We start from the raw sequence: 23,651 nt of genomic DNA on the forward strand, positions 1-23,651 counted from the left end.
CTCTATCGACTTTATATGCCATATTACTTTTTAGGGACATTTACTGAATATCCCTGCTTATTATTATCTGTTATTGTTTGTTTTCTTCAGAATGCTTCGGATAGTCGATAGTGTAATGCAATCCTCTACTTTCTTTTCTTTCCATTGCCTGGCGAGTTATAAGATATCCTACGTTAATCATATTTCTCAATTCGCATATTTCTCGTGAGGCCTTGACACGCTTGAACAGTCTTTCTGTCTCTTCATACAGGATATCAAGTCTGTTCCATGCTCTTACCAGACGTAAGTTGCTTCTTACTATACCTACGTAAGATTCCATTATCTGATTTACTTCGTTCATACTTTGTGTAATAAGGACTCTTTCTTCGGTACTGATTGTTCCTTCGTCGTTCCATTCAGGAATATCCTCATTAAATTCGTATCTGTCTATTACACTCATTGCATGCTGTGCGGCTGCATCGGCATAAACTATTGCTTCAATCAGCGAGTTTGAAGCCAGACGGTTTCCTCCGTGCAGACCTGTGCATGAACATTCGCCAATTGCATATAGACGGCGTATGCTTGACTGTCCGTCCAGATCGACTTTGATACCTCCGCAAAGATAGTGGGCAGCAGGAGCAACAGGTATATAATCTTTTGTGATATCTATACCCAGGCTCAAACATTTCTTGTATATGTTAGGGAAATGTTTCTTAGTTTCCTCAGGGTCTTTGTGAGTTACGTCAAGATAAACATGATCCTCACCACGCTGTTTCATTTCGCTGTCTATTGCACGTGCTACTATATCGCGTGGTGCCAATGACAGGCGTGGGTCATATTTATGCATGAATTCTTCTCCTGCAAGATTTCTGAGAACGCCGCCATATCCGCGCATAGCTTCTGTTATAAGGAAGCTTGGACGGTCGCCTGGATGGAATAATGCAGTAGGATGGAACTGAATGAATTCCATATCTTTTACGGCACCCTTGGCACGATAAACCATTGCTATACCGTCGCCTGTTGCAACAAGTGGGTTTGTAGTGTGTCTGTATACAGCTTCACATCCACCTGTAGCCATGACAGTGACTTTCGAAAGGAAAGTATCCACTTCGCCTGTCTCTTCGTTCAGAATATATGCTCCGAAGCATTTTATACCAGGTGTGTGGCGCGTAACTATTATACCAAGATGATGTTGTGTAATAAGTTCTACAGCGTAGAAATTTGAGAATATTGTAATATTGGGGTGCTGTTTGACTGCTTCAATCAGGCTTGTCTGAATTTCAGCTCCTGTATTATCCTTGTGGTGAAGAATTCTGAACTCTGAATGTCCTCCTTCTTTGTGAAGATCGAATTCACCTTTTTCATTTTTGTCGAAATCAACCCCCCATTTTATCAGCTCTTCTATCTGTTTAGGGGCGTTTGTTATGACCTTTTCTACGGCTGCAGGGTCACTTATCCAATCTCCGGCAACCATTGTGTCGTGGATATGTTTTTCAAAGTTGTCAACTTTGAGATTCGTTACAGAAGCAATACCACCTTGTGCAAAATAAGTATTGGCTTCTTCCATTCCGGCCTTGCATATCAATGCAACTGATCCTTTATGCGCCACTTTAAGCGCAAAACTCATTCCGGCAATACCAGAGCCGATAACGAGAAAATCGAATTTCCTAACCATAATAATTTATATCTATGATGCAAAACTACTAAAAAGTTGTCATATAGCTTAATACTATGGTTATTTTATAAAACTTTTCATAGAAATAAATCATAAAAACAGATAAAGAAATTTTGTTTTAGTGGTTTATTAGTAAATTAATTTTTATCTTCACAGAAAATTACTGAGTTTTTGTAAATACTTAAAGATATGGATAGAACGTTTAAGACCGAAGTAGGATGGTGGTATTGGATTCTGATTACTGTTACATCTTTGCTTCTTTTCTTTTTCTTCTGGATGCATGACACGGTGCTGGCACTTATTATGGCCGTTCTGGTGATATATGAGATAGAAATGCTTATTCATACCCAATATATTATAACAGATGGCGGCTTGTTGAGAATTGAAACCGGTCGTTTTGTTAAAGGATTCACTCTTAATATTGAACAGATAGAATCAATAAAGCTGGTGCGTTCGATGAAGTTCTGGGCTCCTGCACTGTCATTCTATAGACTTGAGATAAAATACAATGGGAATAACAGATCTATAAAAGTACATGTTTCTCCACGGAACAAGGATTCTTTTATTTCGAAACTCAAGTCGATAAACGGCAAACTTGTAATTATTGAATAAACACAAACTAATTTTATACCTTTTTATATACTATGGATTTTCAATTAGCAATTATTGGTGGAGGACCTGCCGGTTACTCTGCCGCCGAAGCTGCTGGCAAAGCAGGTTTGAATGTCGTTCTGTTTGAGAAAAATGCTTTAGGCGGTGTTTGTCTTAACGAAGGATGTATTCCCACAAAGACATTGTTATATTCAGCCAAAGTTTTTGACGGGGCCAGAAATGCTTCAAAATATGCAGTGAAAGCAGATAATGTTTCTTTTGATATCGCAAAAATTGTAAGCAGAAAACAGAAAGTAGTCCGTAAGCTTGTGCTTGGAATAAAAAACAAAATGAGCGAATCGGGGGTTACTGTGGTCACTGGTGAAGCTTATATTCAGGATAAAAACACAATAAAATGTGGTGATGAAGTGTATAAATGTGAAAAACTGATCTTGTGTACAGGTAGCAAGACATTTGTACCTCCTGTAAAGGGGTTGGAAAAGACAGATTTCTGGACACACAGAGAAGCTCTCGACTGCAAGGAGCTGCCGGAAAGTCTTGTTATAATAGGAGGTGGAGTCATAGGAATGGAGTTTGCATCATATTTTTGCAGTCTAGGAGTAAAAGTCACAGTCGTAGAAATGACTTCAGAAATTCTTGGAGGTATAGATAAGGAGCTTGCTTCTATGTTAAGAGCTGAATACACTAAGAAAGGTGTCAGTTTCATACTTGATGCCAAGGTAACTGAGGTATGTAATGGATATTCCGGAAATATTATAGTTAAGTATCTGACTGCAGACGGCGATGGATGTGTAGAATCCGCGAAACTGTTGGTAAGTGCCGGACGCCATGCATGTACCGAAGGTTATGGATTGGAAAATCTTTCTCTTGAATTTACTCCTAAGCATAGAATCATGGTTGATACAAAGACAATGATGACTTCTGTTGACGGAGTTTATGCATGTGGAGATATTACTGGTTTCTCTATGCTTGCTCATACAGCAGTGAGAGAAGCCGAAGTCGCAGTAAATCATATTTGTGGGAAAGACGACAATATGAGTTATAAGGCTATTCCCGGAGTGGTATATACAAATCCAGAGGTGGCATCGGTAGGTATGACTGAAGAGATGGCCCAAATAGTAGGATTCGATTATAAAGTTGCAAAACTCCCTATGGCATACGCCGGAAGGTTTGTTGCCGAGAATGAGGGGATGAACGGTATATGTAAGGTAATAACAGATTCCAAGAATCATATCCTTGGAGTACATATATTGGGAAACCCAGCCTCGGAACTTATAGTAATGGCCGGAATGATGATAGAAGAAGGTAGGAAACTTGAGGATTTCAAGAAATATGTTTTTCCGCATCCTACTGTAGGTGAAATTTTCAGAGAGTTTTAATCTTTTAACTTCGTTGATTCTCAATTCTGATTATATTTGTAGACGGTTTTTGAATACTATTTAAATGGTATTTAAAAACCGTTTAAACGTATAATAAAAATACAAAATAATCATGGCAAGAACAATTTTAAGAACATCTCTATTGTTTGCTTTTCTTTTATTATGTCTACAGTCAAATTCTCAAACAATAGTTCACAGAATAGACTCGCTTATAAACAACTCCTCATTCCTTAATACATCTGAGGTAGGAATTCTGGTATACGATTTAACTTCGAAAAAAGAATTATACAGATATCAGGCAGAAAAACTCTACAGACCAGCATCTGTTGAAAAAGTTATTACTTCAGTAACAGCTCTTTCTGTCTTGGGTAAGGATTATCAGATAAAGACAGGTTTGTCATATTCAGGGTATATTGAAAGCGATACACTTTACGGTGACATTTATGTAAAAGGTGATTTTGATCCAGAGTTTATGCAGGAAGATATGGAATCGTTGGTAGATGCCATTGCGAATATGGGTATACACGGAGTAAAAGGCCGTCTGGTTGGTGATGTGTCAATGATGGACTCTGTTTATTGGGGGCCTGGTTGGGCATGGGATGACACTCCTGATACTTTCCAGCCATATCTTTCGCCATTGATGCTGAACCGTGGCTGTGTAAATGTAAGCATATCACCTTCAGGTGGAAGTAAATCCAATGTAGAGATTAAACCTGAGTCCGATTTCTATACCATTGACAATAGGACATCACCTGAAGGTACATACGTTAGTGCCACACGCAATTGGCTCAATAACGGTAATATCATATCTATATCCGGCAGTTCGAGACATAAGGCCAGTACTTCGATGAATATTTTCGATACAAAATCTTTCTTCATGAATACCCTACGCTATCAGTTACAGGGAAAGGGAATATTCATTCCCAAAGACAGTATAACATATAGTATTGTGCCAGACAATACAAAAGGTATAATAACAGTATATAGAGATATTGACGAAGTTTTAAAACGTGCATTGAAGGAGAGTGATAATCTTTCTGCCGAAGCCCTGTTCTTCCATGCTACAAGAGAAATATTTAATGGTAAGAAGTATCTCAGTCATAAGGATGGACAGAATGCCATTTACAAGTTTCTTAAGACTGATATAGGCTTTGATAGCCGAAAGTTCAGAATAGTTGACGGCTGTGGAGTTTCTGATTATAATTATGTCTCTCCGGAACTTATTATGGGATATTTGAAATATGCTTTCAGTTCTCCTTTGATATTCCCTTTGTTTTATGACAGTCTGCCGATAGCTGGTATTGATGGAACTTTACAATATAGAATGGGAAAAGGAAAAACATTCAGAAATGTGCGTGCAAAGACCGGAACTTTGACCGGCGTATGTTCATTGGCCGGCTATGTTACATCGTCATCCAAACATACAATTGCATTCGTCATTATTAATCAGAATGTGCTGAAATATGTTTCTGCAAGACGTTTTCAGGATGAAATCTGTAATATTCTGTCAACATGTGATTGAATTTACATAAGTAAAACTATATGTATAAATGTTTTAAAACATGTTATTATCATGATATTAAACATTTTTGTACATATTCTGTATATTTTTGTGTGCGGTAACGGAAATAATTTATTACTTTTGTGGAAATGATTTATTAAACAGTATTAATTATATTATTATGGTAAACTTTTCACTTGAAGGTAAGGTTGCTCTTGTAACAGGTGCATCTTACGGTATCGGTTTTGCAATCGCTTCTGCTTTTGCTAAGGCTGGTGCAAAGATCGTTTTTAACGATATCAAACAAGAATTGGTAGATAAAGGTATCGCAGCTTACAAAGAACTTGGTATCGAAGCTAAGGGATATGTATGCGACGTTACTAATGAAGAAGCTGTAAATGCTTTGGTTGCACAGATTGAAAAAGAAGTAGGTGTTATCGATATCTTGGTTAACAATGCAGGTATCATCAAGCGTATCCCAATGACTGAAATGTCTGCTGCTGAATTCCGTCAGGTAATCGATGTAGACCTTAACGCTCCATTCATCGTTTCTAAAGCTGTTATTCCTAGCATGATTAAGAAGGGTCACGGTAAGATTATCAACATTTGCTCTATGATGAGTGAACTTGGTCGTGAAACTGTTTCTGCATATGCAGCAGCTAAGGGTGGTCTTAAGATGCTTACTCGCAACATCGCTTCTGAATACGGTGAATTCAACATCCAGTGTAACGGTATCGGCCCGGGTTATATCGCTACTCCTCAGACAGCTCCTCTTCGCGAACGTCAGGCAGACGGTTCACGTCACCCATTCGATGCATTTATCATAGCTAAGACTCCTGCTGCTCGTTGGGGTAACCCAGAAGATTTGGCAGGTCCAGCTGTATTCTTGGCTTCAGATGCTTCTAACTTCGTAAACGGTCATGTATTGTACGTTGACGGTGGTATCTTGGCATACATCGGAAAGCAGCCTAAATAATTAATGGTCGCCAATAGAGAATAATATTATATAGGGTCCTGCCGGAATATTACTTTTCCGGTAGGACTTTTTTTGTTTTAAGCCTTATAAATTAAGTATGAAAAAGTTATTTGTATCTGCTGCTGTTGTTGCTATGATGGCTTCATGTGCTCAAGAAAAAGGAATTACAGTATCAGTTTCAAATCCATTGAATATAGATCGTGTAGAAGAGATTGTTGAGATTTCTGCTGATGACGTTTTGGGAAAACTGAAACTTGGTGAGACTGCAGATTTTATTATTACAGATGAAAATAAAACAGAGGTTCCTTATCAGTTGACATCTGATAATAAGATAATATTTCCCGCTACAGTAAAGGCCAATGCTATAGCATCTTACAGTATCACTAAGGGTCAGCCTTCGCATGTAAATACAGTTGTTTATGGACGTCAGTATCCGGAAAGACTTGACGATATCGCATGGGAAAATGATAAAGCCGCATATCGTGCGTATGGTCCTGCTTTACAAAAGAACGGTGAAAAAGCATACGGATATGATGTCTTTACAAAAAGCGTTTCAGAATTAGTAGTCGAAGACCGTTATGCAATGGAACTTGATAAGGATGCCAGAGCAATGATAAAGCAACTTCGTAAAGAGGGCAAAAAAGCTGAGGCAGACAGTTTGGGAAGAGCTATATCATATCATATTGATCATGGAAACGGAATGGATTGTTATGCTGTTGGTCCTACACTAGGTGGAGGTACTGCTGCTTTGATGCCAGATTCTGCAATAGCGTATCCTTATTGCTATAAGAATTTTGAGATATTGGATAATGGGCCTCTCAGATATACAATGAAACTGGAATTCAATCCTTTAAACATCGATGGAGATACAACTGTTGTTGAAACACGTATTATTCAGCTGGATAAAGGTTCACATTTAAATAAGACTACTGTAAGTTATTCTTCACTGAAGAAAGACTATCCGATAGGTGTAGGTCTTGTTGTTCACGAAGCATTACCTGACAAGTATTCAATGGATACAGAAGGTGGTTATATTGCGTATGCCGATCCTACTACTAATCCTAAAGCTGATAATGGTATAGTTTACGTAGGAGCAGTATTTCCTAATAAAGTAGAGAAAACTATGTTCCAGTCTTTTGAAAAGCCTGTAGCAGGGGCTATTGGCCATGTAATGGGTATCAATACATACCAGCCTGGCGATGAATTCGAATATTATTGGGGATCTGCATGGAGCAAATGTGGATTCGATGACGAAAAATGGAACTCATATCTTGAAGAATATGCTAAGAAGGTAAGAAATCCATTGTCTGTTACAATAAAATAATAACCTACTATTTATAATGAAAATAAGCCATCGTTACTGGTATTCTATACCAAATGTAATGATGGCTTTATTTTTTTATTCAATCGAAGACCTTAAATTCATATCCCTGTTCCATAAGCCATTCGATAGCTTTAGGCAGAGCATATCTGATGTTTTCTTCCGATTTCAGGGAATCGTGAAAAGTAATTATCGAACCGTTACGGACGTATCTCTTTACTTTTTTCAGAATCTGTTCTCCTGTAAATTTACGGTTATAATCGCGTGTTACAAGGTCCCACATTATAATCTTATACCTTTTTTTCAATTCGGCATACTGCTTTGGACTCATATATCCGTGAGGCGGTCTGAACAGATTTGTGTTCATCATCATTCTGCATGCCTTATCGGTGTTGTCAAGATATGATTTTATGTCATAACTCAGTCCGCGTATATGGTTAAATGTGTGGTTTCCTATTCTGTGTCCCTTCTCAACCACCATACGGAACTCATCAGGATGTTTACGAATGTTATCTCCCACCATAAAGAAGGTAGCTTTTATTCTATATTTGTCAAGAACATCAAGTACCCATGGAGTTACTCTAGGTATTGGTCCATCATCAAAGGTCAAATACACAGCCTTTTTGTCTTTATCCATTCGCCAAATGGCGGATGGATAAAGGCATCTTATCAATTGTGGTGGTTGTTCTATAAACATGTTTTTGTATAAATCAATTCTTTCCTACTCTTGATTCAAGCAGTGAGTATAGTTCCTGGAACTTCTGATTGTAATGAACGGCAGTTTGGCATATTTCGCCTGTTTTGTCGTCCTTTATTTTCTCCAGACTCTTACATATCTCGTCAAGGCAGTAGATATTGCGCAGGCAGTTCTCGTATGACAGTGCGAAGCGTGAGTCGTCAAGGCTCAGATACCATGCTATGTACTGAACATTGTCGTTGGCTATCTGGTCAAGAATATTCTCGGCTTTCTTATATTCACCAAGAGTGATATAGTTGTCAGCCATTTCCTTTGAACCACTGTAGATATAATCATGTCTTACAGTTGAACCAGGAATAACTTTTTCACAATAATCCAAAGCTTTTATAGCTTTCTCCTTTTTGCCTTCCTTGATAAGCTGGGTACTAAGCTGTACAAACATGCGGCGGTGAGTGTCGCACATACGTGTCACTGTTTCATCCAGATAAATGTCTGGATTTTCAATGCCTCCGAACTTGAACTTGTTCATCAGATTGTCGTACATTTTCTCACTGTCTATTGTTCTGCCCAGCTTCTTGTTGTCGAAAGGAGTGATTCTGTATGCAAGACCTTCCTGCAGGAAGTTATTTGTCAGATTCAAGTGATTGTCCGAACCAACAGTGATAGCCATGTACAGTGGTCTCTCCCAGTTAGTGTTCGCAAGCATTTCAAGCATCATCAACTCACTCTTATACAATACTCTCTTGCCTTTCAGTGACAAGTGCATGTAGTCAGGAATAGAGTCCGGAGTAAGCATTCCTGAGCGTTTGATAGCTTCCTTGTCCAGTTTGATTACTATACTGTCTGTAGGAATCATCTGTAGTCCGTCTTTAGAATTTCTCACCCAGTGTTCCAGAATGTTCTTCAGTTCGTATGGGTTGTCGCCGAATTCAGCTTTTGCCTCTTCAGGATTCTGCTTGTAATAGTTGTTTATAGTTTGCATTGCTTCCGGACGTACATATACAGCCTCGTTGTGTCCAGAAACGTAGTCAATACGATCCCAGTTGATAGGCACAGAAGGAGAGTCGTATGCAGGACGTTTCATCTGGTCGATATACCAGTCTGTCTGCAGATAGCTTAGGTTACATACACGTACATCTGTACGGAAACCTTCAGTCTCCTGATTATACCACAATGGGAATGTATCATTGTCACCGTTTGTGAATATGATAGGACATCCTTCTTCTTGAACTGTTTTCAGATAGTTTTGTCCGAAGTCTCGACAAGTATAACGTCCGCTTCTGTCGTGATCGTCCCAAGTCTGGCTAACCATCTGCAGAGGAACTAGCAGACATAATACAGCTGTTATGGAAGCAGCAGTAGTCTCGTTCATCTTCTTGCGCAGATATTCAGTTATACCTGCCACTCCAAGACCAATCCATATTGCAAAAGCATAGAATGATCCGGCGTATGCATAATCGCGTTCGCGAGGCTGCAACGGAGTCTGGTTCAGATAAAGCACAATGGCAAGACCTGTCATGAAGAACAAGAAGAATACAATCCAGAATTGCTGTATACCCTTGTCTCCTCTGTATGCCTGCCAGAACAGACCTATAAGTCCCAATATAAGAGGCAGACAGTAGAACACGTTGTGTCCCTTGTTGTTTTTCAGACTGTCAGGAAGGAATGTCTGGTCGCCAACAAGCATATTGTCTATGAACGGAATACCTGTAATCCAATTACCATGTTCTATTTCACCCTGACCCTGTATATCGTTCTGTCGTCCTGCAAAGTTCCACATGAAGTATCTCCAGTACATATAGTTCACCTGATATATAAAGAAGAACTTTATGTTTTCCCATTGAGTAGGAATTTTGACCATAACCATTTCGCCACACTGGTCGTAAGGTACTTGCTTACCTTTTATTCCGCCTACCCATGCTTCGTATTGTTGTGCGTGTGCTTCGCTGTACATACGAGGGAAGAACATGTTCTGCGCATACTTGTATTCAGTTCTGTGACGTACTATTTCGTAGCTGTCCTTTTCGTCGGGAGTTTCCTTTTCCTTACGCTGATATACTGGTGCTCCTTCCTCTACATCATACACACATCCGCCATCAACTTGTTTCAGTGCAGGTTTTGAAGCGTAGGTTTGTCCGTAGAACAATGGTCGTGTACCATACTGCTCGCGACCAAGATACTCACCAAGGGTAAAGATATCTTCAGGCGAATTCTGATCCATTGGAGTATTAGCTGACGAACGTATCACTATTACAGCGTATGAGGAATATCCCACAACAATCATCATCAAAGCCAGCAGTGAAGTGTTTAGCGTACGTGCGCTTACGCGGAATTTATCGCTTAGGTCGGCAAACAGATAAGCTGCCAGGATACCAAGTACGATTATACCTATTATCACACTGCTCCAGCCGTGTCCGTAGAATGGAATACCAAGAAGTCCCAGTGTAAGTAGGAATGATATATTCATCAGCTTGCGGCTGCGTACTGTATAGCTTTCGTAAACACCCCAGATAAGCGATGCCGCCATGACTATTATATAAACGATAAGTCCTGAGTTGAAAGGCATTCCAAAACTGTTGACAAACAACAGTTCGAACCAACCTCCCACTTTTACAATACCCGGTACGATACCGTAAAGTACAGCGGCAATAATAATCATTGAACCGCAGAGAGCCAAAAGGCTTCCTTTCAGGTTAGCGTTAGGATTCTTCTTGTAATAGTAAACCAGTACAATAGCAGGAATACACAATAGGTTAAGCAAGTGTACACCAATCGAGAGTCCTGTAAGATAAGCTATCAGAATCAGCCATCTGTCGCTGTGAGGCTCGTCTGCACGGTTTTCCCATTTCAGTATAAGCCAGAAAACCAGAGCAGTAAACAAGCTGGAATAAGCATAAACCTCACCTTCTACCGCACTGAACCAGAATGTATCACTCCAGGTATATGCCAAAGCACCGACAAGACCTGATCCCATTATGGTAATAAGTTTGCCAGTGGTCATATCCTCTATATTCGGGCATACCAGTTTTTTTGTAAGATGTGTTATACTCCAGAAAAGGAAAAGGATACATGCCGCACTCATCAGCGCGCTCATGATATTGACCATTAGCGCCACTTGCGAAGGGTCTGAAGCGAACAGACTGAATAAATTTGCAGTAAGCATGAAGAAAGGTGCGCCAGGCGGGTGTCCTACTTCCAGTTTGTAACCGGTGGTGATAAATTCCGGGCAGTCCCAGAAACTGGCTGTTGGCTCGATAGTCATGCAGTAAGTGAAAGCCGCAATTGCAAAAGCAAGCCATCCAACCAGATTGTTAATCTTGTTGTACTGTTTCATGAATTATATATTTAACTTTGTTGACCGTTGGTTAATTTCATTGACCGTTGGGTCTGTTATTATCGTCAAAAACAAGCGCAAAGATAATAAAGAATTGATAATGATAACAGTATGACAATCTTAAAGTTTCTTTATAATAGGGTGTTGATACGTTTTAAAAAAATGAGCTGTCATTCCAAATCGAACGACAGTTCATCTTGTTTCGAATGACAGGGTGTTTAAAGTTCAAAAAAGAGCTATTCCTGTTTTGGGCTTTTTAGGACATTTTGATTTATTATTTTTGTACTTTTCTGTATGTATAACTTTTATAATAAGTTTATATTTGCATAATGAATACTAAAATAATGATATCATGAATTTTGGAAGATTACTTTCAGTAATTACTTTGGGGATGATAATGGGGTGTGTTAATGCATTCGAGTTTACTCCTGCAAATATATCCTCATATATAGCTTTAAAGAAACCGGGAAATATGTCTGTATATTACCCTCTGAAGATGAACAAATTGACAGATCAGAAATTTTCCTATCAGTTGGTCGGTGATTCTGAAATGCCTGTGCTTGTATATCAGAATATAATGGGTAGTGGAAGTACCAGACAGATAGTGATTTGGATTACAGCTCTTGATGATGTCTATTTTAATTTTGGACAACAGCTTAAATCGAATTTTAAACATGATGACTGTCTGTTTTATATGCCTGGTTTTTGGTATAGACGTAATCTTCGTTCGCCCAAAGAAGCTCCTTCGTTTCATACCTCTGACAGTTGGTTGGTTCGTGATGACCGTTTAAGTACTCCAATGACGGCTGTTTATGATGAGAAGTACAATAATTCTATTTCTGTCACCCGTGTGGCGGATTTTGAATGTGATGCGTTGGCAACACATAATCATGGTGAAATTATCCTTTCAGGAAAAACATCCATAGGCTATACGGGATTTGAAAACATCAATGGAATGACTGCTCTGTCGTTTGGGTTTCCATATAAGGAAGCCCCTAAAACATATATCCGCAAACTTACTTTGGCTCCTTCTGTCCAGGCTTTTCAATTGTTGAAAAAAGGGGAAAGCATAGAATTGAAATGGGAAATCAGAGAAAACAGGGCAGATGATTTTGCCGATTTTATAAGAGAGTCGTGGGAGTATAGCTATGATTTGTACAGGCCAATGCCTGTTGAAACGCCATACACAGACGAGATGATGAAAGAAGTATTGAGTAATTTCTTTGTCGAAAGTTTTGTAGATGATACATCTGTGAAGTATTTCTCCGGCGTGGAATTACTTACTGATGATTGTTTGAAACATGATGTTGCTGAGGTTGGTTTTGTGGGGCGCACATTGTTGAATGCGTTCAATGCATTGGAGTATGGTGAGCAAAAAGACCGTAAGGAATTAGTTGATATGGCAAACGGTATTTTCGATTCTTATCTGCAAAAAGGCTTTTCTAAAAACGGTTTCTTTAATGAGGTTGTACATTTTAAACGTAATTCTGTAGAAAAGAATCATAGCATTCGTCGCCAGTCGGAAGGTATATATGCTGTCTTGTATTATTTGAATTATGAGAAGAAATACGGACGTAGTCATTCGGAATGGGAGATGCGTTTGAAGAAAATGCTTGATAACTTCTTATTGTTGCAGAATAAGGACGGAAGTTTCCCACGCAAATTTAAGGATGATTTGTCTATAGTGGATACTTCGGGAGGAAGTACGCCTTCGGCTACTCTTCCTTTGGTAATGGCCTATAAATATTTCAGAGACAGACGTTATCTGGAAGCGGCAAAACGTTCTGTTGCCTATTTGGATAAAGAATTGATATCCAAATCTGATTATTTCTCATCTACACTTGATGCCAATTGTGAGGATAAGGAGTCTTCACTATATGCCTCTACCGCTGCTTATTATCTGGCACTTGCCACAAGAGGACACGAACATGAATATTATGCAGAGCTTGCAAAGAAAGCAGCCTATTTTGCGTTGTCATGGTATTACACCTGGGATGTGCCTTTTGCTAAAGGTCAGATGTTGGGCGATGTAGGTTTGAAAACACGCGGCTGGGGGAATGTGTCTGTCGAGAATAATCATATAGATGTGTTTGTATTTGATTTTGTAGATGTACTCCGCTGGCTTTCAAAAGAGTTTGATGAGGAACGCTTTGCCGAGTTCTCAGAAGTAATAACTTCATCTATGCGTCAGCTTTTGCCGTACGAAGGACATATGTGTGGCATTGCTAAAACAGGTTTCTATCCTGAGGTGGTACAGCATACAAACTGGGATTATGGTAAAAACGGAAAAGGTTATTATAATGATATTTTTGCTCCAGGCTGGGTGGTTGCTTCTTTGTGGGAAATGTTGTCGCCTGGTAGAGCGGAGAATTTTATAAGATGAAAAAGGACCGTTATCCCTGCAATGCCGGGAAACAGTCCTTTTCCTACTACAACATAAATATTATTATCCCATTTTACCTGTCAGGTATGCACGAGTACGTTCATCATTAGGATTGGTAAACATCTTCTGTGTTTCATCGTATTCAATCAGTTCGCCAAGGAACATGAACATTGAACGGTCTGAGATACGTTTTGCCTGCGACATATTGTGTGTCACGATAAGGATAGTCACTTCCTTCTTCAGTTCGATAAGAAGTTCCTCGATGTGTTTTGTCGCGATAGGGTCCAGCGCTGAAGTTGGTTCGTCCATAAGGAGAATGTCTGGTTGTAATGCCAGTGAACGTGCGATACACAGACGTTGCTGCTGACCTCCTGAGAGGAATGTACCACGTTTTGTGAGTGAGTCTTTCACTTCGTCCCAAAGCATAACGTTGCGGAGGTTGCGTTCCACTATTTCGTCTTTCTTACTTTTGTGGAGCTTTATACCGTTGAGGATATATCCGGCAAGTACGTTATCGTAGATATTCATTGTAGGGAACGGATTAGGACGCTGGAATACCATACCAATACGTCTGCGTTCTTCAGTAGGGTCCATTTCAAGAACGTTTTCACCATTCAGCAATATCTTACCTGTAACGTTGATATTCTTGTAAAGCTCGTGCATACGGTTTACCGCACGCAGCAATGTACTTTTACCGCAGCCTGAAGGTCCCATGATGGCTGTAATGGTGTTCTTCTCAACATCGGCACTTACATTCTTTACTGCCAGAATCTTTCCTGTATATGATATTGATACATTCTGTATTTGAAGGATAGGATCTTTTATATTTTCCATTTCTTTGCAATTCTTTTAGCTAATAAGTTTAAACATAATACGAAGGTGAGCAGGAATAACGATGCTCCCCAGATGAGGCTTTGGAGGTTAGGATCGTTGAAGAATTCCCAGATAAGCAATGGTACTGCCGACATAGGGCGTGCCATGTTCCAGCTTATCGCTGCGCCTCCAAGTGCTGTAAACATAAGTGGTGCTGTTTCGCCGACTACACGGGAGATGGCAAGCAGAATACCGGTGAATATACTTCCGAATGCTGATGGAAGCATGACCTGAAGCATTACTCTCCAATAGCTTCCTCCTAGTGCAAGACCTGCCTCCTTGAGGGTTTCCGGAAGAATCTTCATTGTCTCTTCTGTGGAACGGATGATGAGTGGAAGCATCATTATGAACAGTGCAACACTTCCGGCAAATGCCGAATATCCTTTCATCGGAACTACAACCCATATATATGTGATGATACCGATGATGATTGATGGTGTACCCTGAAGAAGGTCGGTAAGATAACTTACTATTGTTGCAAACCAGTTACCTCTGTATTCCGAAAGGCAGATACCGCAGAATATTCCTACAGGAATGGCTACTATCGCGGCAAGGAACAGCATAAGGAAAGTTCCCACTATACCGTTGGCTATACCTCCCGGTATTGTTTCGCCTGCTTCCATTGCCTGCATTGCCTTATAAGCGTTCGGTGTGGCTTCTGTGATAAATGACCATCCCAACTGTTCCCAACCTTTTATGAACACTTCTCCGAGGATGGCAAGCAACGGTATCGCTGTCAGACCGGAAAGTATGCATACGGTCCAGAACAGGAGTCCGTTCTTGAATTTTCGTATCTGTAGTTTATTGTCTTTTACTATCATATTCTTCTGATTGATGAATTGTTATACGTGCTGGGCGCGGCGTATCAATATCTTTCCTATCATGTTTATTATTGCCGTAATGAGGAACAAAAGCAATCCGATTGCGATGAGTGATGAAAGTTTCAATCCGTCAGCTTCGCCAAACTGGTTGGCAATGATACTTGCCATGGTGTTTCCTGTAGTTCTCAGTGTTTCAGGCATCTGGTTTGTGTTACCGATAAGCATTGTCACTGTCATGGTTTCACCCAATGCGCGTCCGATAGCGAGGATATATGCCGAGAAGATACCTGAACCTGCCATAGGGAATATAACGCGGCGGATTACTTCGGCACGGGTTGCTCCCATAGCGTAAGCTCCTTCTTTCAGATCAGACGGAACCATCTTTATGAATTCGGCACTAAGCGATGCTGCGTATGGCACAATCATGATAGCAAGTACGAAAGCTGCTGTCAGAATTCCGGAACCTTGTGGAGAAAGGTTAAGGTGCATAAATACATGGCGAAGAGCATAGAATCCCCACAAACCATATATGATAGACGGGATACCTGCAAGCAAATCTACTACGGTACTCAGTATGGTTGCTATTTTCTTTCCCTTGAAATATTCACCGGTAAATAGTGCTACAGGAAGCGAGAATGGAATACACATGAGCAGTGCAAGAAGTGTGGTGAGAAGTGTACCTGTTATGAACGGCAGCGCACCGTATTTCTCTTTTCCGGCTGTAGTTACCCAATCGTCAGAGAAAATGAAATTCCAGAAACCGAATTCCTTGAATGCTCCTGAAGCATCATTCACCAAAGAGAATACAATTCCAACGCCGATAACCGGTATTATTATTGCCGATATTATGAGTAATGCCCTGAATATCTTGTCTTGCATGTTGATTTGTTTTTTAGTTAGGCTTTAATAAGTTTACAAAGTTGGCATGGCATATTGCCTTGCCAACTTTTTTGTCAAAACTTAATTATTTTATTTTAGGATAGCCTGTCCGTCGAAAGTAACTTCTTTCAAGTTCTGGAGGCTCTTTTCGATTGCGCTCTGTGGCAGTGGAGCGTAGTGTACAGTTTCAGTAGTTTTCTGAACATCAGCACTCAACATGTACTGAAGCATGTCAAGAGTAGCTTTAGCCTGTTCGATAGTACGGTCTGAATAGTTCTGTTCTTTGTAGATAATCAACCAAGTGAAACAGCTGATAGGATATGCGCCTGCAGCGTCAGCATTTGTGATTGAGCAGCGAGTGTCTTGTGGAATTTCGCCTGCAGCTGCTGCAGAGATACTTTCTGTAGAAGGAGTAACCAGTTCGCCACGTACATTCATAACGCTTGCGTATGGTATTTTCTGTGCGAAAGCATATTCAGAACCGATATAACCGATTGAGTATGGAGTCTGACGGATGATACCTGCTACACCCGGGTTACCTTTGGCAGCTTGACCAACTTTGAAATCAACAGTCTTACCGCAGCCGAAGTTGTTTTTCCAGTCTTCGCTTACTTTGCTCAAATAGTCAGTGAATACGAAAGTAGTACCACTACCGTCTGAACGATATGCCGGGATGATATCCTTTTCAGGAAGTTTTGTATCAGGATTCAATTTCTGAAGACGTTCGTCATTCCATTTTGTGATTTTTCCTGCGAAGATGTCAGCTATTACATCACCTGAAAGGTTCAAGGCTGTAACTTCAGGAAGGTTGTATGCCAATACTACAGCACCCATACAAGTCGGGATGTGTACAACCGGTTTCATTTCGCTCATTTCCTTGTCTGAAAGGAAAGCGTCGCTACCGGCGAAATCAACGATACCGTCTTTAAGGTTACGGACACCGCCGCCACTGCCGATACCACCGTATGATACTTTATTGTTGCCTGTTGTTCCGTAAGAGTCGAATGACATAGTGTAGAAAGGAAGTGGGAATGTTGCTCCGGCACCTGTAAGTTCTACTCCGTTTGATTTCTGTCCGCCGCAAGAAGAAACTATTGCTGCAAACACACCTGCAATGAGTGATAAATAAATCTTTTTCATACCTTAAAAAATTAATATTCTGTTGTTTTATAGTTATCTGATTTTTGTTTAGCTACTGTTCACTGAATGTTCACTAAACGTTTGCTGAACATCATTTGAACAATTATTAAAGAGCGAATGAAGCGTTTAAGTATGCGTATGTAAGATTCTTCGTTCCGTCTGCCTTAGGTGCCCATATTCTGAAGTTAGGTGATAGCTTTACATATTTGCCCAACTTGAATTCCACACCTGCCATGCCTGCCATTCCGTCTTTAGCACTGTCCCATGAGTCTTTTGATGTGAGATAGTCCCAGCGTCCGTATATGTTGATTTTCTTTGTAAGGTTTATTGTTGTGTAAACAGAAGCACCACTCTTGTCGTTTCCGTTGGCAAACTTGGTGTTCTTCATCCAGTTGTATTCTGCTCCAAGAGAAAATGCAGAGTTTTTATATCCTGCGAAAAATGCGATGTTTGTAGTTCCTTTTACATCGTCTTTGTTCTGTGCCGCATCTTTTATGCTCTGTCCGGCTTCGTTGTACGAACCGTATGCGCGTACCATAAATCCTTTTATCGGAGTGAGTGTCAAGCCGGCACCGTACTGGAGACCGTCGTCCACTTGTACTTTTTTGTAGCCTTCACCGTTTGCCACTATTACGTCGGCAGAAAATATATCGCAAAATTTGTATGCTGCAGATACAGCGAGGTCGGCGCTACTACCGAACTTATATTCATCCTGGAATGATTTCATAACGTAGCGTTTGCCCCAGAAATCTTCCTGAGTCTTGAACTGTGTTGTGCTTATCAAACCTCCGTTCAATGTCAGTCCTTCGTGTTTCCATGAAACCATTGCGTTTTTGATAAAGCCTACTCTCTGTATGTCATCAACGTCGTCTGACTGGTCAAAGTCCATAACCGCCTTTATCAAGAGATTGTGAGGTAATTTATACTGGTAGCCAATGTAAGCTCTGTCCAAATTAAAACCTCTGTCGTTGTTCACAGTTCCGAATCCTGAATGCAAATCAGAATAGATGGTAATGATTGCACTCCCTTTTTTCTCTTCTTCCTTTTCCTTTGCAAATGTTACTGTTGGTATTGTAAGTGCCAACATTACACTTAGTAAAATCTTTCTCATATTTATAGCTTGCTTAATTTTCACGATGCAAAAATGACTGTTTAGTGTTACAAACATGTTACAATTGCTTAACATTAATATTAATATGATTTTATTCTCTTAATGTATATGTCTAATAATTAGTTTATTAAATACAAATGCAATACATGTTACAAATATGTTACATGGAATATAACCTTGTTTGTGATATGTATATAATAAGAAATGAGCAAATATCCATAGAATAATTGGTGATTTAACCAATATAGGATACTTGCTCATTTTTTCGGAATATAAGCTTGCAAATATCTTTAAAATAATTTGCAAACGTTTTTCAATACTACTTTATAATGAACTTGTAGCTTCCCTCAAGTCTCTTTTGTGTATCAATCAATACAATACGGTATATCTGTTTTCCCCATACGTTTGAGAGTCGTGTATCTGGAAGTTCTATGGTCTCAAGTGTGGCCTTGAAGTTTGCAGGATATTCAAGTGTGGCATGTTCGTTACCTACTTTAATACTTACTTTTCCAGCTTTGCTAATATCTATGTCTCCCCATACAAGGAAATTCACCTGATTATAAGATTTTGTCTCTTTCAGAGAGAATTTGTCTGTTATTACAAGACGTTTATTCTCTAATTTATATGCGCGTGTCCAGCTATTTACGCCTGCTTCTTCAGGGTATGCTGTAGAAATATCGGCAGAGAAGTAACGCTGTTTCTCTTTGCATACAACATTCGTTGCTTTGTATTCCTGTCCGAAACGTTGTGGAATACCGTTTATCATAGGCAGATTGTGGTAGTTGCTTTGCATTGTCCAAATGGAATATCTTTCGCTACTGAATGTCTGGCGTGTATATGTTCCTACTCCTGCATCAATAAGCATAGGTGTGTTGTTGATGTAAAGTGAGAATGTCCCGGCGTCGTTATGATTGTGGCTCTCGTTGTTGAAGCCTCCCTTTGTGGCAAGGAACCAACCTGAGTTGTTTGTAAGATAACAGAATTCTGTTTCAGGATACCATGTACATGCAGGGACATTGTGAGCAGGTTCGGTCTGTTCCAACTCTTTATTCAGCAGTACACACTGTAATGTACGGAATACATCATTCCCTAGAGGTATAGTAGGACGTTTCCCTTTGAGCAGATATGCTGCAAACTGCATCATCTCTTCGCTGCCTACTGCACGTCCGTAGCGGTAAATCAATGGAGCATCGCCGCCGCCTTTTGCTGAAGCGTCAGCAAAGTTTACTACCCAACCGTCGCCAACATACGAACGGCTGATATATTCACCCATGCGGCGTATCATAGGATTTTTGAATAGAGATACTTTTCCGTTTGTACCGTCGGACAGTATCTGTAGATAGTCATACATCTTTCCAGCTGCGTGTCCCCAATAAGAAGGTCCTTCTTCGCATGCTCCGTCAGATTTTACGAAATTGATGAATTTATCTACTGACTGCATTGTTCGCCATACTGCATCAGTAAGTTTGTCACGATCCTCTTCAAGAAGAAGATAACACTGAAGTACATTTGAGTTACACCAAGGATTCCAGTTGTTTATAATCTCTCCAGGTTTCCAGTAGAAAGCCATCCACCATTCGCGGTCGTTTTCCATGTAAGGGTCAAGAATACGTTCCTGAAGTTCGTGGCGCAGCCGAAGCGATATAACCGGATCTGCCTTATCGAATGTATCGTGGAAGAAATAATATACCCATGCCAACATAGAACCGTAGTTACCGGAACCAAGGTCTATGATTTGCTCACGCCAGTCCGGCATAGAGCGTTTGGTGCTTTGTCTTGGCAAGTGTGCAGACAGAACCCATGAAGTCATTTCACAGCTGAAGAATACACCGTTTATCAGTTGGTCGATAAAACGTCCTTTTCCTTCAGCAAGTTCGGCCATCATAAGTACGTTTATGGCTTTGCGATTTGCTTCGTATGGATTCTGCATAATGTTTCTTTCGCCGCTACGTTCGTATTCCAGATAGTCAGTAGCACGTATTACCTGCCATTTGTAGTCGAGAATCTTTTCTCCGGCTTTGATGAGTGTCTGCCTGTCTTCTTCGCTGAGTAGTGAATTCCAGCCTTCGCGGTCGGAATATTCAGGATATGGTACCCAGGCACCGTTCATTACCAATGCTTCCTTAAGCTGTCCTTTTGTGATGTAATTTTGCAATAAATTTCTTTCGGTGTATGCATACGAGGCTGATACTATTAGTGTAAGTAGGCAGCATACACTCCATAAGCGCAGTAAATAGTGATTCTTCATTCTTGATAAAATTAATAGGTTAAATGTGAGTTCGATGTAAATGATAATATATTTATTGGGTTATAATGAATATTACAATTGTGAATATATAGAACATTTCCTATTTACGGTTTATGATTTCTTCCACTGTTTTAATCATCATGTCTCCGCGCAAGTTACGCTTCAAGATGGTACCATCTGGCGAGAACAAGATTATGTGTGGGATACCATCCACCCCATACATCTGGGTGGACTTGTTTTCTTTGTCAAAAATCTGTGGCCAAGTAACTCCTTCTGAGTCCATGGCTTTCTTCAGGTTCTCCTGATTGTCCCATACAAATAGGCCTATCACGGTTAATCCTTTATCTTTGTACTTGTTATGTAGTCTGGCCAGATTAGGTATTTCTCCTTTACATGGGCCACACCAACTTGCCCACATGTCCATTAATACGTAATTTCCTTTACCAATGAAGTCAGAGAGAGCAATGTTGTTCCCTTCAGCATCAGTACCTGTAATATCTATGTATGGCATACCTTCAGCTGTCTTTTCCTGAGCTTCAATTTTTTTGCTTATTCTTTGTACTGTCTTGGTGGATTTCAACCAATTACCGAACTTTTCAAGAAGAACTTTCTGTTGTTCTAGTGGAGTAAAGTCGAAGAGTTGCGAATACAGGAGGGTATATCCAAAAGCATCATCCCAATGACCTTCGTATAAAGCCGCACATTTATCAGCAATTGATTCCTTTTGCAACTTTACGAACTCTTTCATCTGGGAATCAAAAGCCTGTTTGTCGTTCCCGCATTGTTCCATGATTTCTTGACGACGTCGGTTAATAAGTTCATTGATACTATCTTCAGCCAGTGCCAGTTGGGCAACTTTATCGTTCAGCGGAGTTCCAGATGGTTGATTGTGCTTTTGCAAGTCTACCCGAATATTACCATTTTCCAGAATAAAATTAGCATACACACCTCTGTCTACATCAATACGGCAATAAGATGCTGTATCGACCTGTCCTTTGAACGTGAACTGATTATTTTCAATGATAGTGCTGTCTATATAACGGTTATCGTCGTAACGCAAAATATAGATTTTCTTTCCATTTGCTGATGAGTCACTTACCACACCTGTTACAGAATATTCGCTAGAATGAGGAGAGGGGCTACATGCATATAAAATCCCCAAAAAGCTTACGAAGATAATATTTTTCATAATTAACCAGGATATTGTATATTTATTAAATGATTACCGTTATATTTCCAAAGTCTAAAGTTACAAAGGTTTATTGTATAGCCGATAATTTTTGCAAATATTAATAATCAGCTATAATAAAAAAGGGTCGCAGAATGTTCTACGACCCTGAAAAATGTGTATTGTTTTTTTATTTTGCAATAACCAGATAATAGTTTTTCTTTCCACGCTGTACGAGAAGATATTTACCGTCAAGCAAATCTTCGCTTGTGATAGTCTGGTCGAATGCAGCAAGTTTCTCTTTGTTCAAAGAAACTCCACCGCCCTGTACCAGCTTTCTCATTTCGCCTTTTGAAGGGAAGATGTTTGTCTTTTCAGCAAACAGGTCAACAGCTTTTATTCCGGCCTCGATATCTGCCTTGGCAACTTCGAACTGTGGAACACCTTCAAATACTGAAAGAAGAGTATCTTCGTCAAGTTTCTTCAGAGCTTCTGAAGTTGCATTACCGAACAGGATTCCTGATGCTTCAACTGCTGCATTGTAGTCTTCTTCAGAGTGAACCATGATAGTAACTTCCTTGGCAAGGCGTTTCTGAAGAACGCGCAAGTGAGGAGCTGTTTCATGTTCAGCTATCAGGCTGTCGATTTCTTCTTTTGATATTGAAGTGAAAATCTTGATATATTTCTTAGCGTCTTCGTCGCTGACGTTGAGCCAGAACTGATAGAATTTATATGGAGATGTATATCGAGGATCCAACCATATATTTCCTGACTCTGTCTTACCGAACTTACCACCGTCGGCTTTTGTTATAAGCGGACATGTAAGTGCGTAAACCTCACCACCGTTTGTACGGCGAATCAGTTCGGCACCTGTGGTGATGTTACCCCACTGGTCGGAACCGCCCAACTGAAGTTTACAGTTCTTGGTTTCATACAGATGCAGGAAGTCATATCCTTGCAGCAGCTGATAAGTGAATTCAGTGAATGAAAGTCCGTCGCGTGCCTCTCCGTTAAGACGTTTCTGTACAGAATCTTTTGCCATCATGTAGTTTACGGTGATGTGCTTTCCTACTGTACGTGCGAAGTCGAGGAATGAGAAGTCTTTCATCCAGTCATAGTTGTTTACCAGTTCTGCCTTGTTTGGGGCGTCCGATTCGAAATCGAGGAATTTGCCCAACTGCTTCTTGATACACTCCTGATTATGGCGCAATGTTTCTTCGTCCAACAGGTTACGTTCCTGTGATTTTCCGGACGGGTCGCCAATCATACCTGTAGCACCACCTACAAGAGCCAACGGCTTGTGGCCGCAACGCTGGAAATGTCTTAACATCATAACACCGCATAAGTGACCGATGTGCAAAGAGTCTGCAGTAGGGTCAATACCGAGGTAAGCTGTTACCATTTCTTTTTCAAGTAGTTCTTCTGTGCCTGGCATCATGGTGTGTACCATTCCGCGCCATCTTAATTCTTCTACAAAGTTCATCGAATGAAATTCTTAGTTTAACATATAAAATTTTTGGTTTAACTTCGTTTACCGTTAGTTGTTGATGGCAA

General features: G+C 40.1%; 17 protein-coding genes. 6 read left to right on the top strand and 11 right to left on the bottom strand.

Annotated features, from left to right (window positions below; genetic code table 11):
- Positions 1-70: 70 nt before the first annotated feature.
- Positions 71-1,654, bottom strand: coding sequence for an L-aspartate oxidase (gene nadB, locus Q0486_RS04895; protein WP_299230774.1), 1,584 nt, complete (start codon positions 1,652-1,654; stop codon positions 71-73).
- Between the two features lie 189 nt (positions 1,655-1,843).
- Between nadB and Q0486_RS04900 the strand changes: the two genes are divergently transcribed.
- The 5 genes from Q0486_RS04900 (at position 1,844) to Q0486_RS04920 (ending at position 7,446) form a co-directional block, all read left to right on the top strand.
- The gene (locus Q0486_RS04900) at positions 1,844-2,266 is read left to right on the top strand and encodes a PH domain-containing protein (RefSeq protein WP_299230776.1); all 423 of its coding nucleotides are present in this window, start codon (positions 1,844-1,846) and stop codon (positions 2,264-2,266) included.
- 32 nt (positions 2,267-2,298) lie between these two features.
- The gene (gene lpdA / locus Q0486_RS04905) at positions 2,299-3,645 is read left to right on the top strand and encodes a dihydrolipoyl dehydrogenase (protein ID WP_299230778.1); all 1,347 of its coding nucleotides are present in this window, start codon (positions 2,299-2,301) and stop codon (positions 3,643-3,645) included.
- A gap of 112 nt (positions 3,646-3,757) precedes the next feature.
- Entirely contained in the window at positions 3,758-5,167 is a 1,410-nt protein-coding gene (gene dacB / locus Q0486_RS04910; protein ID WP_299230780.1) for a D-alanyl-D-alanine carboxypeptidase/D-alanyl-D-alanine-endopeptidase, read from the top strand.
- A gap of 160 nt (positions 5,168-5,327) precedes the next feature.
- Positions 5,328-6,122: a gluconate 5-dehydrogenase gene (locus Q0486_RS04915; RefSeq protein ID WP_299230782.1), complete on the top strand. Its 795-nt coding sequence runs from the start codon at positions 5,328-5,330 to the stop codon at positions 6,120-6,122.
- A gap of 97 nt (positions 6,123-6,219) precedes the next feature.
- On the top strand, positions 6,220-7,446 hold the full coding sequence (locus tag Q0486_RS04920; RefSeq protein WP_299230784.1) for a DUF4861 domain-containing protein: 1,227 nt from the start codon (positions 6,220-6,222) through the stop codon (positions 7,444-7,446).
- Between the two features lie 79 nt (positions 7,447-7,525).
- Here the strand turns inward: Q0486_RS04920 and Q0486_RS04925 are convergent, their stop codons facing one another.
- Together Q0486_RS04925 and Q0486_RS04930 are read right to left on the bottom strand one after the other, a co-directional pair.
- Positions 7,526-8,140 (bottom strand): polysaccharide deacetylase family protein, encoded by a 615-nt coding sequence (locus Q0486_RS04925; protein WP_299230785.1) that lies wholly within the window; start codon positions 8,138-8,140, stop codon positions 7,526-7,528.
- 13 nt (positions 8,141-8,153) lie between these two features.
- The gene (locus Q0486_RS04930) at positions 8,154-11,474 is read right to left on the bottom strand and encodes a DUF2723 domain-containing protein (protein ID WP_299230786.1); all 3,321 of its coding nucleotides are present in this window, start codon (positions 11,472-11,474) and stop codon (positions 8,154-8,156) included.
- 391 nt (positions 11,475-11,865) lie between these two features.
- Here Q0486_RS04930 and Q0486_RS04935 point away from each other — a divergent pair, with 391 nt between their 5' ends.
- Positions 11,866-13,857: a hypothetical protein gene (locus tag Q0486_RS04935; RefSeq protein WP_299230935.1), complete on the top strand. Its 1,992-nt coding sequence runs from the start codon at positions 11,866-11,868 to the stop codon at positions 13,855-13,857.
- Between the two features lie 63 nt (positions 13,858-13,920).
- On the opposite strand, the gene pstB is transcribed toward Q0486_RS04935, so the two are convergent.
- The 8 genes from pstB to tyrS all read right to left on the bottom strand — a co-directional run bounded on the left by pstB (position 13,921) and on the right by tyrS (position 23,580).
- Entirely contained in the window at positions 13,921-14,691 is a 771-nt protein-coding gene (pstB, locus tag Q0486_RS04940; protein WP_299230787.1) for a phosphate ABC transporter ATP-binding protein PstB, read from the bottom strand.
- Entirely contained in the window at positions 14,679-15,551 is an 873-nt protein-coding gene (gene pstA / locus Q0486_RS04945) for a phosphate ABC transporter permease PstA (RefSeq protein ID WP_287678497.1), read from the bottom strand. Before pstA ends, pstB begins: the two co-directional genes overlap by 13 nt.
- Before the next feature lie 21 nt (positions 15,552-15,572).
- A complete protein-coding gene (gene pstC / locus Q0486_RS04950; protein WP_204391488.1) occupies positions 15,573-16,430 on the bottom strand; it encodes a phosphate ABC transporter permease subunit PstC in 858 nt (285 codons plus the stop codon).
- A 90-nt stretch (positions 16,431-16,520) separates the two neighbouring features.
- Complete coding sequence (gene pstS / locus Q0486_RS04955; protein ID WP_154044993.1) at positions 16,521-17,570, bottom strand: phosphate ABC transporter substrate-binding protein PstS; 1,050 nt, start codon at positions 17,568-17,570, stop codon at positions 16,521-16,523.
- Between the two features lie 106 nt (positions 17,571-17,676).
- A complete protein-coding gene (locus Q0486_RS04960) occupies positions 17,677-18,681 on the bottom strand; it encodes a hypothetical protein (RefSeq protein ID WP_299230792.1) in 1,005 nt (334 codons plus the stop codon).
- A gap of 319 nt (positions 18,682-19,000) precedes the next feature.
- Positions 19,001-20,929 (bottom strand): heparinase II/III-family protein, encoded by a 1,929-nt coding sequence (locus tag Q0486_RS04965; RefSeq protein ID WP_299230794.1) that lies wholly within the window; start codon positions 20,927-20,929, stop codon positions 19,001-19,003.
- A 100-nt stretch (positions 20,930-21,029) separates the two neighbouring features.
- Complete coding sequence (locus tag Q0486_RS04970) at positions 21,030-22,118, bottom strand: TlpA disulfide reductase family protein (protein ID WP_299230796.1); 1,089 nt, start codon at positions 22,116-22,118, stop codon at positions 21,030-21,032.
- A 169-nt stretch (positions 22,119-22,287) separates the two neighbouring features.
- Positions 22,288-23,580: a tyrosine--tRNA ligase gene (gene tyrS, locus Q0486_RS04975; protein WP_299230798.1), complete on the bottom strand. Its 1,293-nt coding sequence runs from the start codon at positions 23,578-23,580 to the stop codon at positions 22,288-22,290.
- Between the last annotated feature and the right edge of the window lie 71 nt (positions 23,581-23,651).

The organism is uncultured Bacteroides sp. (assembly GCF_937912035.1).
Classification (GTDB): Bacteria; Bacteroidota; Bacteroidia; order Bacteroidales; family Bacteroidaceae; genus Phocaeicola.